Below are 11,598 nucleotides of genomic sequence, written 5' to 3'. Positions count from 1 at the left end.
CGGGGCCAGCCCGGGTTCGTGGATGAACGGCAGTGCGCTCAAGGCTGCGACAAATCCAGCACCACACGCCCGCCACATGGGCATTGGTCCATGTACCGGTGCGCCTCCACCACCTGCTCGAAGGGGTACACCTTGATGATTTGCGGGGTCAGCAACTGGTCGGCGGTGAATTGGTTGATATCGCGAAGTGCGCGGTGCAGCGCCACTTGGTCCTGGGCAATGCCAAGCTCGGGCTTGCCGGTAAAATTGCCGATGCAATGCACATGGAACTGAATGTTCTTCTGGAACGCTGCGCAAGCTGGGAACGGCGTCTGGTTACCGCCTTGCAGGCCATACAGCACAAGGCTGCCACGCGGGGCGAGCACGTCGCCCAGCAACGACATCTGTGGCCCGCCAAGGCCGTCGAGCACCATGTCCACGCCGCGCCCGTCGGTGTATTTGCCCACCTGCATCACCAGGTCCTGCTCTTCGGTGACGATCACCTTGTCCGCCCCAAGCCCCAACAGGTATTCACGCTGCTCGGCATCTTTGGTAGCTGCGAACACCTTGAGCCCCAGCGCCTTGCCCAGCTGAACGAAGGCCGGCCCCGCACAGTGGCTGGCATCAGTCACCAATGCCGTCTGCCCTGCCTTGGCGCGGGCCAGGTCGACATAGGCAAAATAGGCGATGAGCAACGGCGTGTAGTGCACGCTCGCTTCGATGGGGGTGAGTACATCCGGGTAACGGGTGATCGCCGAGCGCGGCAGCACGATGACGTCGCCGTATACCGGGTGGTCGTTGGCACTGGTGGCCGGGAAGCTCGCCACCCGATCGCCAACAGCGATATCGTCAATGCCCTCCCCGACTGCCGTCACCACGCCGGCCATCTCATGACCGATGCCGGCAGGCAGCCGTGCACGGGACGATGCCAGGTTCTGGCGCCAGAGCACGTCATACCAGCTGATACCTACCGCTTCAACGCGGACCTGCACCTCACCGGCGGCGGGTGTCGGCTCGGCCTGCTCCTCGCAACGGAGCACGTCGGCAGCGCCGAACTTGTGGAAACGGATCATGCGGGACATCGCATACCTCGCCTGTGTGAAACGCTAATTACCATTGACTCTATCCGGGCTTTAGCGGTTAGGCCATCAGTGGTCATTAATAGTCGACATGCCTGTCATCGATTGGGCACCTGACTTTCCCTGGCATTGGCCACCTAAACGGGTGCAGGTTACCAGCCTTTGGCCTTAAGATTCACCCCTGCCCCCATTCAGGCGAAGCGCACCGATGAATCGAAACGACCTCCGTCGCGTAGACCTCAACCTGTTGATCGTGTTCGAAACGCTGATGCACGAACGTAGCGTCACCCGTGCTGCCGAAAAGCTGTTCCTCGGCCAGCCGGCCATCAGCGCGGCGCTCGCACGCCTGCGCAACCTGTTCGACGACCCGCTGTTCGTGCGTACGGGCCGCAGCATGGAGCCCTCCGCCCGCGCCAACGAAATCTTCGCCCTGCTATCCCCCGCGCTGGACTCCATCTCCACCGCCGTCAGCCGCGCCGCCGAGTTCGACCCCGCCACCAGCAACGCGGTATTCCGCATCGGCCTGTCGGACGACGCCGAGTTCGGCCTGCTGCCGCCGTTGTTGAAACGCGTCCGTGCCGAGGCGCCGGGGATTGTGCTGGTAGTGCGGCGGGTCAACTACCTGCTGATGCCCACCCTGCTGGCCTCTGGCGAGATCTCGGTAGGTGTGAGTTACACCAGCGAACTGCCTGCCAACGCCAAACGCAAGGTATTGCGCCGCAGCAGGCCAAAACTGCTCAGGGCCGACAGCGTGCCAGGCAGCATCACGCTGGACGACTTCTGCGCCCGCCCCCATGCGCTGGTGTCGTTTGCAGGTGACCTGTCGGGGTTTATCGATGAAGCCCTGCAGGAACTTGGGCGCAGGCGCCACGTGGTGCTGGCGGTGCCGCAGTTCAATGGCCTGGGCAGTTTGCTGGCAGGTACCGACATCGTCGCCACGGTGCCGGACTATACGGCAGACGCCCTTACCGCCGCTGGGGGGCTGCGCGCCGAGGACCTGCCGTTGGAGGTACGGAGTTTTGAACTGCATATGGCGTGGCGAGGGGCGCAGGATAATGACCCGGCGGAGCGGTGGTTGCGGTCGCGGATACAGATGTTCTTTGGGGACCCGGATAGTCTTTGAGCTTCGTCGGGCAGGCTATTTAGCTGATCATTTCTGCCTTTATAGGCCATGAAAATCCATCCACTTCCAGTGGCAAGATTGCATTCGACGTACGCAGGGGGAAATCATGGTCATCTGCCTAGATACCATCTACGAATACCCTGCCATCGGTGCGTTCCTGGGTTTGCTGGAGGCTGATATCCGAAGCGGACGCAATCTCACCACCCTAAAGGACGACTTGGCGCAAACCATGCTCGTCAACGCAAACCACTGGGTAGACCTGGACGAAGATATCGATGGTGAGGTCGCGATCTGATGCTTCAACCACCCTTCTGGATCACCCTGAGCAATGAACGACTTCGTGATCACGCCATGCGCATCATGGCCCGTCATGGGTTCGACATCATCTCGCTGTGGGAAGCCAGGACCGACCAGCGTACCGAGTTTGTCTACCTGATCAGATGGCCGGATACCGAGAGGATGCGCCAGGGTTGGGCAAACCTGATGGCTGACCGGGAATGGTCTGCCATCAAGGAAAAAAGCGCCGCGGAGCACGGCGCAATGGTGGGCCGGATTCAGGAAAAGGTGATGGTGTTGACCGACTATTCACGGATATCTGCCGCCCTGCCTCGGCCTTGAAGCATGTGCGACTACAGTTCCTTGAAACGGTGGCGCGGCCTTCCAGGCACCGGCAACCGGATGCTGTAGATATTGCCCGCTGCCGGATAGTCTGCGTGCTCGTCCGCCGACATGCCGAATTTGGCGGTGGTAATGAACAGGGTACGCATATCCGGTCCGCCAAAGCAGCAACTGGTGGGCCGTGGCACCGGCACTGGCAAGGTCTGCAGGAGGGCGCCATTGCGGTCATATTGCAGCAGGCAGCCTCCGTTGAACTGGCAAACCCACAGGTTATCCTCGATATCCAGCGCCAGGCCGTCAGGTCGGCCCAGTTTCTCCGGTGTCCGGGCGAACACCGATACCTGTTGCAGGTAGTTGCCATTCGCCAGGTAAGGAGCGCGGTAGAGCGTGCGGGCCACCGAGTCGACGAAAAACAACGCGTCGCCCCCACTGGCCCATGCCAGTCCGTTGGGCAGGCTGATACTGTCCAGAATCACCGAGGCGTTCAGGCCGGCGTCGTAGCGATAGAGCTTGCCCGTATTGCTGCTGTGACCTTCATCCATCAAGCCGGTGATGAAGCGGCCCTGCGGGTCGCACGCACCATCATTGAAACGATAGGACGACAGCGTGATGGCCAGCTTTGAGTTCTGGGTGACCCGCAGGCTGGTGCGGTCCAAGATGGCAACCCCGGCATTCTGGGTGAAAATCAGGTTGCCCTTTTCAGTCAATGCCAAGGCGCCAATGCGCGCAGGCGAGTCATACAGGCGCGTCAGTTGCCCGTGCAGGTCCAGGGCATTGATCTGGCCGCCACTGATGTCGACAAAGAGCAGGCACTGATGGGTTTCATCCCAGACCGGGCTCTCACCCAGATCGGCCTGGCACGGTGAAAACAGTTTGAGCTCTTCCTGAGCAGGCATATTCAACGCTCCTTGATGTGGCCCCAAAGCTGGGCAACCTGTTCAGCACTGGCGGCCTTCACTCGGGCCAGATCAACCGGGTAATCGACCCCCGGGTTTTCGACAAACCGCGTCGCCGTAAACTGGCCATTGCTGGCACGCAGGACATAACCGGAGTCCTGGCACTGCTGCGACGCCAGGAACACCACGCCAGGGGTCACCCATTCAGGCTTAAGGTTCTCCGGTTCCCCCGTCACGCCCCACATGCGGGTCTTGGCCACTGGGGACACCGCATTGACGAGAATGCCGGCTTCCGTACCCTCAATGCTTAGCGCATTCATGATGCCCAGTTGTGCCATCTTGCCAGCGGCATACGCCACCAGGCCCGGTTGGGCATACTGCTGGTACATCGCGCGGTCGGATGACGTCAGCACGACCCGTGCGGCAGCAGACTGCTTGAGGTGTTTCCAGGCGTGTTTGCATAACCACACGGGGGTATAGATATTGATGTCCACCGCGCGGCCGATGAATGTTGCATCAGCCTCTTCAATCGCTTGATAACCGACCCAGCCGGCGTTGTGAATCAGGATATCGAGTTGGCCAAATGCGTCGATGGCCGTTGCCACCAATTGCTCGCAACCCTGCTCACTGGACAAGTCCCCATGATGGCCCACCACGTTGAAACCTTTGTCCCTGAGGGCTCTCGCAGCCTCCATGGCGATGGAACTGTCGCCCCCAGCGCCCAGCTTATCTGCGCCGATATCACTGATCACCACGTTGGCGCCCAGCGTGGCCAATGCGTGCGCATAACTTAAACCGAGCCCTCGGCCAGCGCCCGTTACAACCGCGGTCTTTCCTGTAAAATTCATTGGCTGTTTCCTCTTGAGTGCCGCCTCACCTTAACAATGAACAGCCACGCTGTTTAATACTAACGGCGGCGCAGGTTGATACCTGGCTCATATCAAGTTGATGTTCAATCCGAATGATCCCTTGATGATGATTCATCTGAAGGCTCTTCCTAACACTACGCCACGGCATTCGGACCTGCCCGACAGCCCTTGCAATTTTTGGATCCGAAGTTCAACTTAGCCCTGTGTATTCTTTAGGCGAGCGCCCATTTACCGGTGACATTGCCGCACCCGCCCACAGATCAGTTCAAATGAAGGAACAGAAGAAATGATCGAAACCCGCCTGCTACGCCAATTCATCGCCGTGGCTGAAGAGCTGCATTTCCACAAGGCCGCCATTCGCCTGCACATGGCCCAGCCGCCGTTGAGCCAAGCCATCAATCGGCTGGAAGACAAACTGGGGTTCAGCCTGTTCACGCGCAATAAACGCGGGGTCAAGCTGACTCCCGCTGGCGGTGCATTCCTGAATGCGGCCTATAGCACGTTGAAAGAGTTGGAACTGGGCATCGAACACGCACGCCAGGTGTCCGAGGGCATTGCCGGCAAACTCACGGTGACGGCGGTGTCCATCGCCTACTACGAGTCACTGCTCAGTACCCTGCGCCAGTTCCGCGAGACCTACCCCAAAGTCCAGTTGATCATCAGGGAAATGCCTTCTTCCAGCCAGGCCAAGGCGATTCTGTCGGGAGAAGCAGATATTGCCTTCATGCGCAAGTTGCCGATCTCGGCGGAAAACGTCGAGTCACGCCTGTTGCTGGACGAGGAGATCATGATGGCGCTGCCCGCCCACCACCCCAAGGCAAAAGAAGATCAGATCGATTTGAGGGATTTCGCCGGGGAAGACTTTGTATTCACCCCCGAAGCCCTGGGCACCGGCTATCACAGTCAGCTGATCGCCTTGTGTGAAGCCGCCGGTTTCTACCCCAAGGTGGTGCAGGAGGCCGCGCAGATCCATACCTTGATCGGCTTGGTGGCTTGCGGTTTCGGCGTTGCCCTGGTACCCGAGTCGATTGCCAACTCAATCATGCGTGACAAGGTATTGTTCCGCCGGATCTACCCCGTGACCGCCTCCCCCAACCCGGCCATCGGCCTGTACATGAGCTGGAACATCCACAACGAATCACCGTTGATGGACAGCTTCATTTCCATGCTCGACTTCAAGGCCGCTCCCCGGGTCGAGGGGATGCTTGCCGCTCAGGTCAGTTAGTTCACTCTTTACCATCGTGTCGCCGTTCCTCCTGGACGTCCCCCGTGTCCCGCCGTAGGTTCTGAGCTTGGCAATGCTGCTGCAATGCCCCCTAGCGACCAGCGCCCTGGCAACATCCTGCAGAGCAAGGGCATCTCGCTAGTCAACGTCAAGACAGGTGCTGAAAGACAGACCCGACCAATCGGCTTTAGGGATATCAACGTATTACCCTTATCGTATTTCTAGCGACCGAGGGATTACCCGAGAGAGTGTGCTCATCCAGAACCTGTCATAGCCAAAGCCCCTAGACGTGATCGCTTGGGCAAAGTGCACTAGCGACGTCGTCGACGCGCACCCAACTCTATCCAGACAGGCGCATGATCGCTGGCCTTCACTTCATTCCGCACCCAGGCATCGACCCCCGCACTCTTCAGATAGGCCGCAAGCTCCCTATTGAGCAACAGATGGTCAATCCGCAACCCGGCATTGCGGGCCCAGTGGTTGCGAAAATAATCCCAGAACGTGTAGATGCGCTCATCAGGGTACACATGGCGGATGGCGTCGACCCAGCCCTGCGCCAGCAGCTGTTCGAACCCCGCACGGGACTCAGGCTGGACCAGCGCGTCCTTGCCCCATGAGCGCGGGTTATAGATGTCCATGTCAGTCGGCACCACATTGAAATCACCGGCCAGCACCGTTGGATGACCACTGTCGTACAGCGTTTGTGCATGCCTGACCAGGCAGCCCAACCAGCGCAGCTTGTAGTCGAACTTAGGGCCGGGTTGCGGGTTGCCGTTAGGCAGGTACAGGCAGCCCACCAGCACCCCATGGGCGGCAGCTTCCAGGTAGCGGCTCTGGTCATCGTCCTGCATGCCGGGCAGGTGCCGGGCAACTTCCAGCGGCTCGCTGTCACGGGCCAGCACGGCCACGCCGTTCCACGCCGGCTGCCCCAGGTAAAGGCAGCCGTACCCCGCTGCTTCGATTTCCTGGCGCGGGAACTGCCGATCCGCTGCCTTCAGTTCCTGCAGGCAGGCAATGTCGGGCCGTTCACGCGCCAGCCAGGCCAGTAACGCCGGCAGGCGGCTGCGGATACCGTTGATGTTGAAGGTGGCGATCTTCAGGGCTTTCATGCGTCCGGGTCACTGACGTGGGCCGCCACTGCATCTTCAAGTGCGCGCACATGCGCCTGGTCGGCCAGCGACTTGAGCGCTAGCCAGTCGTCCCAGTCAATGATGCCGTCGTCACGCAGGGCCTCAGCCGTGCGAACCAGTTCATGGTGGTAGGCGTCCGGCGACGCCTGCCGGTAGCTGATGTCGTCGTACTGGGCATACCAAGCTGCAAGTTCGGGGATGCTGCGTTCGATGCTCATCTGAACGTCCTCGCTTGACCATTACTGGTCAGAGCCTGGGCTTGGCGCGATGTTCAACCGCAATGTGTGCGCGAGACAAGGAGCCGTGCTTACGTGCGCCGCAAAGTGTGGCGCCGAGGCTGTTCGTCCCTTACGTCGGCCCCATCGCACAGGTCGCCCGGCGGGCAGGACAAAGCAAGGGTGAGCATCCAAAAGGAGATACACCATGAAGATCCTCAAGTCCCAATCGCTAGTGCTGGCTCTGTGTCTTGGCGCCAGCGCGCCCCTGGCGCTGGCAGCGACCGACATGAACGACCAACGCGCACCGGGCGCGCAAACCCAAGACAGCGGCCACATGAATGGCAATGGCGGAGCCACAGGCTCAGGTACGCCCGGAGATGGCATGGGTACCGGCGCTAGCGGTACCGGGAGCAACGGCACCGACAACACCGGTGGGGATGGCACTACCGACGGCTCAGAGACCGATACCGGAAACGGCAACGGTAGTGGGTCGAACATGGGCGGTGGCACGGGCGGCTCAAACGGCTCCGGCACGGGTGGCGCGGGTGGCGGAGGTTAAAGCTAAGCGCCCCTACCCTCCAGGTAGATCGTAAACAGGACGAGGCCTGTGCCGCTATATGCCCTGGCCTCGACCTGTCACTGCAACTACACGTCTGTCACAGTACCTGAAAACCATGCGCCAAAGGGTCACGCTCATCCACGAACAGCGTGTTCAGCCCTGTCACACGGGCCCACCCAGAAACGCTTGGGATAACGGCATCGTACTCACCCACCTTACAGGCCGACTCGATACGCCCAAGGTATGTGGTGCCGATCAAGCTCTCGCTGCAATACGTATCGCCCACCCCTAGCCGCCCTCTGCCGTACAACTGTGCCAGCCGAGCGGAAGTGCCGGTGCCGCCTGGCGAACGGTCCAGGGCACTGTCACCATAAAAGACGATACCGCGCCCATTGGCTTCGACTTGCCGCGCTGCATCACACCAGAGCACATGGTGCACCCCGCGGATGTCATCGTGCTCCGGGTGCCTGGGGTCGCACAGCGGGGCAAGTGCACTGCGCAAACGCCGACTCTGGTCGACGATCTGCGCCGCCGACAGGCCATCCAGCCCGGGCCAGCCAGGCTGAGGTTCGACGACGGCGTAATAATTGCCCCCGTAGGCGATGTCTACCTTTAGTACCCCAAGGCCTGGCACTGATACTTCGAGGTCAACCTGGTGGAGGTAGCTCGGCACATTGATCAACCGCACCGAACTCACCTTGCCCTGGGCTTCAACGTACTCCACCTCCACCTTGCCGGCTGGCGTTTCGATAGCCAGCCGCCCCGGCGTTCGGGGTGATACCAGCCCGTGCTCGAGCACCACCGTGCTAAGCCCGATGGTGCCGGCGCCGCACATCGGCAGGCAGCCGCTGACTTCGATGAACAGCACGGCGAAATCACAGTCCTCACGCACCGTCGGGTAAATCATGGCGCCAGACATCACGTCATGCCCGCGCGGTTCGAACATCAGTGCCCTGCGCATCCAGTCGTGATCACGCAGAAAGAGGGCACGGCGCTCGGCCATGCAGACATGGGGCAGCAACGGCGCGCCCCCGACCACTACACGCACCGGGTTGCCACAGGCGTGGGCATCGATGCAGAAGAACGTCTTGCGCATGCAGATCTCCTTAGTGTTGGCGTACCGGTTTACGCTGCAGCAAGCCGCGTGACAGACGGTCCAGCAGCAACGCAACGGCCACGATGGCCAGCCCTGCCCGTAGCCCCAGGCCCATCTCCATGCGCGTCAGGCCCCGGGTCACTTCAGCACCAAGGCCGCCAGCGCCCACCAGGCCGGCCAGTACCACCATGGCCAGGGACAGCAGGATGCACTGGTTCAGGCCTACCAGCAGTGTGGGGGCAGCCGAAGGAATCTCGATCTTGCACAGGATCACCCGGGGCGTAGCGCCCAGTGCCTGGCCCAGTTCCAGCAGGTGGCGCGGCACCTGGCGAAACGCCAATGTGGTCAGGCGCATCATGGGTGCCACCCCGTAGATCACGGTGGCCATGATGGCGGGCACCTTGCCGAGGCTGAAAATCATCACCGCAGGTATCAGGTAGACCCACGGCGGTACGGTCTGCATGATGTTCAGCACGGGGCTGGAGGCCTGCTCGAAACGCTTGAACCGAGCCGCGAGAATGCCCAGCGGGAACGCGATCATCACTGACAGCAACACGGACACTGATACCAGTGCGAGTGTCTGCATGGATGCCGTCCACAACCCCGAAAGCAGGCAGAAGCCCAGCATGGCGGCGGCCAGCACGGCCGTACGCACGTTGATCATCACCAGGGCGAGCGCGGTGACCAATGCAATCACCCCCCACGCAGGCAGCGCCAGCAGCGCCGCCTCGAAACCGCCCAGCACGGCGTCGACCACACGGCTGATGAACGCAAACAACGGGTGGAAGTTGGCATTGAGCCAGTCGACCCCTGGCGCCAGCACGGCACCCGGAGAAAAGCGCATGTCAGTGAGCATTATTCTGGGCCTCGCGCTGCGAAGGGGTGGCGTTCTGTGCCAGGCGGTCAAGGATCAGGGTAAGGGTCACGATCGCCAGGGCGGCATCAATGGAGCGGGCAATATCGAGCGTGCGTATGGCCCCGTAGATGGCTTCGCCAAGCCCGCCCGAGCCTACGATCCCCGCAATCACCACCATGCCGAAAGCCATCATCAGGCTCTGATTGACGCCAGTCATGATGCTGGGCAAGGCGAACGGCAGGCGGATCTTGAAGAACAGCTGCATTGGGCGGGTGCCGCTGGCCTCGCCCAGTTCGATGAAGGCGCGTGGGGTCATGCGAATACCCAGCGCAGTGAGGCGCAGCACCGGCGGGATAGCGACAATGAACGTCGCCACCAAGGCGGTCGCCGAGCCATAACCCAGCAAGGCGATAGCCGGTAGCAGGTAGATATAGGGTGGCAGGGTTTGCAAGAGGTCCAGCACTGGCTCGACCACACCGTCGAGCTTGGGCCACAGCCCACCGATCACACCGCATGGGATGCCGACCAGCAATGCCAATGTGGTTGCCGCCAGGACCAGCGCCAGTGTGCTCATGGTTTCGCCCCACATGCCGATCAGTGCGCATACCAGCAGACCGATGACCGTCAGCGCTGCTGATCGCCAGTGCCCCGACAGCCGCCAGGCCAGTGCGCCGATCGCCAACGCCACGACGTAAAACGGCGCCAGGTTCAGCACCCATGACAAAGCATCTACCAGGCTGGTGAGCACCCCGTTGATCCAGTCGAATACTTGGGCGCCGCTGTCGGTCAACCATTCCAGCCCGGCGTCCACAGCGGCATCGAAATTGGCGGGAAAGGTCGACAGGTTCATGCCCTCGCCTCCCGCTCAGCGCCTTGCACCCCACGGAGCAGGTCGGTGGGTGTGACAATACCGATGGGCTGGCCGTCGTCCACGATCAGCAAGGCTTCACGCCTGGACAAGACCAGGCAATTGATCAGCTCGTCGAGGTCGGCCTGCGGGCCTGCAACGGGCAGCGTAGCGAGGTCGATGTGCGGGTGGCGCATGCCCCACGCTGCGTGACACGCCATCACCGAGTGCGCCCTCACCAGATGCAAGCGTGAGATCCCGGCAACGAAGTCGGCCACATAGCCATCGGCCGGGTTCAATACGATGTCTTCAGCGGTACCGACCTGGATGATCACGCCGTCCTTCATGATCGCGATACGGTCGCCCAGGCGGATGGCCTCTTCCAGGTCGTGGGTAATGAAGACTGCCGACTTGCCCAGGGATTTCGTCAGGCTGCGAAACTCATCCTGCAGTTGGCGACGAATCAACGGATCCAGCGCGCTGAACGGTTCATCCATCAGGATGATCTCAGGGTCGCAGGTCAGCACCCGGGCAAGCCCCACCCGTTGCTGCATGCCCCCGGACAGCTCGCTTGGGTAGCGCGAGGCCCAATCGCTCAAACCCACCTTGTCCAGAGAGCGTTGGGCCGCCGACAGCCGCTCCGCCTTGGCGACGCCCTGTACCTCCAGGCCAAACGCGACGTTCTCCAGAACAGTCCGATGGGGTAGCAGCGCCACGCTCTGGAACACCATGCCGATGTGCTGCGAACGGACGTTGCGCAAGGCAGGGCCATCGAGCGTGGCCAGGTCTTGCCCCTTGACCAGCACCTGCCCTGCACTGGGTTCGATCAGCTTGTTCAGCAACCGGATGAGGGTCGACTTGCCGCTGCCCGAGAGCCCCATGATGCAGAAAATCTCGCCCCGTTTGACGTCCAGGCTTACGTCGGACACGCCGATAACGCAGCCATGGTCCTGCAGTATCTGCTTTTTGGAGATGCCTTGATCACGGCTCGCCTGGATAGCGTCTTCAATATGCTCGCCGAACACTTTCCACACACCACGGCAACTTACCAGCACATCATCAGCGCAACTAACTGAACTCTTCATTTCACACCCGTCAACCCA

13 protein-coding genes and 1 pseudogene are annotated in these 11,598 nt (G+C 61.2%); 5 read left to right on the top strand and 9 right to left on the bottom strand.

Going from position 1 to position 11,598, the window contains the following annotated elements; genetic code table 11:
• Positions 1–38: 38 nt before the first annotated feature.
• A complete protein-coding gene (locus PPA02S_RS00445; RefSeq protein ID WP_028634246.1) occupies positions 39–1,061 on the bottom strand; it encodes a zinc-dependent alcohol dehydrogenase family protein in 1,023 nt (340 codons plus the stop codon).
• Positions 1,062–1,266: 205 nt separating this feature from the next.
• Here PPA02S_RS00445 and PPA02S_RS00440 point away from each other — a divergent pair, with 205 nt between their 5' ends.
• The 3 genes and pseudogenes from PPA02S_RS00440 to PPA02S_RS00430 all read left to right on the top strand — a co-directional run bounded on the left by PPA02S_RS00440 (position 1,267) and on the right by PPA02S_RS00430 (position 2,799).
• The gene (locus tag PPA02S_RS00440; protein ID WP_028634247.1) at positions 1,267–2,181 is read left to right on the top strand and encodes a LysR family transcriptional regulator; all 915 of its coding nucleotides are present in this window, start codon (positions 1,267–1,269) and stop codon (positions 2,179–2,181) included.
• A 65-nt stretch (positions 2,182–2,246) separates the two neighbouring features.
• A pseudogene (locus PPA02S_RS00435) lies at positions 2,247–2,476 on the top strand (type II toxin-antitoxin system PrlF family antitoxin); the annotation flags it as partial.
• Entirely contained in the window at positions 2,476–2,799 is a 324-nt protein-coding gene (locus tag PPA02S_RS00430; RefSeq protein WP_080667866.1) for an NIPSNAP family protein, read from the top strand. The pseudogene PPA02S_RS00435 and the gene PPA02S_RS00430, both read left to right, overlap by 1 nt.
• A gap of 11 nt (positions 2,800–2,810) precedes the next feature.
• Here PPA02S_RS00430 and PPA02S_RS00425 read toward each other — a convergent pair whose 3' ends face one another.
• Positions 2,811–3,695 (bottom strand): SMP-30/gluconolactonase/LRE family protein, encoded by an 885-nt coding sequence (locus PPA02S_RS00425; protein WP_028634248.1) that lies wholly within the window; start codon positions 3,693–3,695, stop codon positions 2,811–2,813.
• 2 nt (positions 3,696–3,697) lie between these two features.
• Positions 3,698–4,543 (bottom strand): SDR family NAD(P)-dependent oxidoreductase, encoded by an 846-nt coding sequence (locus PPA02S_RS00420; protein WP_028634249.1) that lies wholly within the window; start codon positions 4,541–4,543, stop codon positions 3,698–3,700.
• Between the two features lie 307 nt (positions 4,544–4,850).
• Between PPA02S_RS00420 and PPA02S_RS00415 the strand changes: the two genes are divergently transcribed.
• Positions 4,851–5,789 carry a LysR family transcriptional regulator gene (locus PPA02S_RS00415; protein WP_028634250.1) on the top strand — a complete coding sequence of 313 codons (939 nt, stop codon included), beginning with the start codon at positions 4,851–4,853 and terminating at the stop codon, positions 5,787–5,789.
• A gap of 311 nt (positions 5,790–6,100) precedes the next feature.
• Here the strand turns inward: PPA02S_RS00415 and xth are convergent, their stop codons facing one another.
• Positions 6,101–6,898 (bottom strand): exodeoxyribonuclease III, encoded by a 798-nt coding sequence (gene xth, locus PPA02S_RS00410; protein WP_028634251.1) that lies wholly within the window; start codon positions 6,896–6,898, stop codon positions 6,101–6,103.
• Positions 6,895–7,137: a hypothetical protein gene (locus PPA02S_RS00405; protein ID WP_028634252.1), complete on the bottom strand. Its 243-nt coding sequence runs from the start codon at positions 7,135–7,137 to the stop codon at positions 6,895–6,897. The genes xth and PPA02S_RS00405 overlap by 4 nt, the downstream gene beginning before the upstream one ends.
• 205 nt (positions 7,138–7,342) lie before the next feature.
• Here PPA02S_RS00405 and PPA02S_RS00400 point away from each other — a divergent pair, with 205 nt between their 5' ends.
• Positions 7,343–7,696, top strand: a complete 354-nt coding sequence (locus PPA02S_RS00400) for a hypothetical protein (RefSeq protein WP_028634253.1) — start codon at positions 7,343–7,345, stop codon at positions 7,694–7,696.
• A 97-nt stretch (positions 7,697–7,793) separates the two neighbouring features.
• Here PPA02S_RS00400 and PPA02S_RS00395 read toward each other — a convergent pair whose 3' ends face one another.
• The 4 genes from PPA02S_RS00395 to PPA02S_RS00380 are packed head-to-tail and all read right to left on the bottom strand — an operon-like array spanning position 7,794 to position 11,580.
• Positions 7,794–8,792, bottom strand: a complete 999-nt coding sequence (locus PPA02S_RS00395; protein ID WP_028634254.1) for a 4-hydroxyproline epimerase — start codon at positions 8,790–8,792, stop codon at positions 7,794–7,796.
• Between the two features lie 10 nt (positions 8,793–8,802).
• Positions 8,803–9,651: an ABC transporter permease gene (locus PPA02S_RS00390; RefSeq protein ID WP_028634255.1), complete on the bottom strand. Its 849-nt coding sequence runs from the start codon at positions 9,649–9,651 to the stop codon at positions 8,803–8,805.
• Positions 9,638–10,498 carry an ABC transporter permease gene (locus tag PPA02S_RS00385; RefSeq protein ID WP_028634256.1) on the bottom strand — a complete coding sequence of 287 codons (861 nt, stop codon included), beginning with the start codon at positions 10,496–10,498 and terminating at the stop codon, positions 9,638–9,640. Before PPA02S_RS00385 ends, PPA02S_RS00390 begins: the two co-directional genes overlap by 14 nt.
• Complete coding sequence (locus PPA02S_RS00380) at positions 10,495–11,580, bottom strand: quaternary amine ABC transporter ATP-binding protein (RefSeq protein ID WP_028634257.1); 1,086 nt, start codon at positions 11,578–11,580, stop codon at positions 10,495–10,497. Before PPA02S_RS00380 ends, PPA02S_RS00385 begins: the two co-directional genes overlap by 4 nt.
• Positions 11,581–11,598 lie beyond the last annotated feature (18 nt).

The sequence above is a fragment of the Pseudomonas parafulva NBRC 16636 = DSM 17004 genome, from assembly GCF_000730645.1.
Classification (GTDB): Bacteria; Pseudomonadota; Gammaproteobacteria; order Pseudomonadales; family Pseudomonadaceae; genus Aquipseudomonas; species Aquipseudomonas parafulva.
This window is presented reverse-complemented; position numbering and strand designations above follow the sequence as displayed.

What these genes read in the sequence shown, in the direction of transcription:
- PPA02S_RS00445 (WP_028634246.1), bottom strand. Translation starts at nt 1,061, where the DNA reads ATGTCCCGCATGATCCGTTTCCACAAGTTCGGCGCTGCCGACGTGCTC.
- PPA02S_RS00440 (WP_028634247.1), top strand. Translation starts at nt 1,267, where the DNA reads ATGAATCGAAACGACCTCCGTCGCGTAGACCTCAACCTGTTGATCGTG.
- PPA02S_RS00430 (WP_080667866.1), top strand. Translation starts at nt 2,476, where the DNA reads ATGCTTCAACCACCCTTCTGGATCACCCTGAGCAATGAACGACTTCGT.
- PPA02S_RS00425 (WP_028634248.1), bottom strand. Translation starts at nt 3,695, where the DNA reads ATGCCTGCTCAGGAAGAGCTCAAACTGTTTTCACCGTGCCAGGCCGAT.
- PPA02S_RS00420 (WP_028634249.1), bottom strand. Translation starts at nt 4,543, where the DNA reads ATGAATTTTACAGGAAAGACCGCGGTTGTAACGGGCGCTGGCCGAGGG.
- PPA02S_RS00415 (WP_028634250.1), top strand. Translation starts at nt 4,851, where the DNA reads ATGATCGAAACCCGCCTGCTACGCCAATTCATCGCCGTGGCTGAAGAG.
- xth (WP_028634251.1), bottom strand. Translation starts at nt 6,898, where the DNA reads ATGAAAGCCCTGAAGATCGCCACCTTCAACATCAACGGTATCCGCAGC.
- PPA02S_RS00405 (WP_028634252.1), bottom strand. Translation starts at nt 7,137, where the DNA reads ATGAGCATCGAACGCAGCATCCCCGAACTTGCAGCTTGGTATGCCCAG.
- PPA02S_RS00400 (WP_028634253.1), top strand. Translation starts at nt 7,343, where the DNA reads ATGAAGATCCTCAAGTCCCAATCGCTAGTGCTGGCTCTGTGTCTTGGC.
- PPA02S_RS00395 (WP_028634254.1), bottom strand. Translation starts at nt 8,792, where the DNA reads ATGCGCAAGACGTTCTTCTGCATCGATGCCCACGCCTGTGGCAACCCG.
- PPA02S_RS00385 (WP_028634256.1), bottom strand. Translation starts at nt 10,498, where the DNA reads ATGAACCTGTCGACCTTTCCCGCCAATTTCGATGCCGCTGTGGACGCC.
- PPA02S_RS00380 (WP_028634257.1), bottom strand. Translation starts at nt 11,580, where the DNA reads ATGAAGAGTTCAGTTAGTTGCGCTGATGATGTGCTGGTAAGTTGCCGT.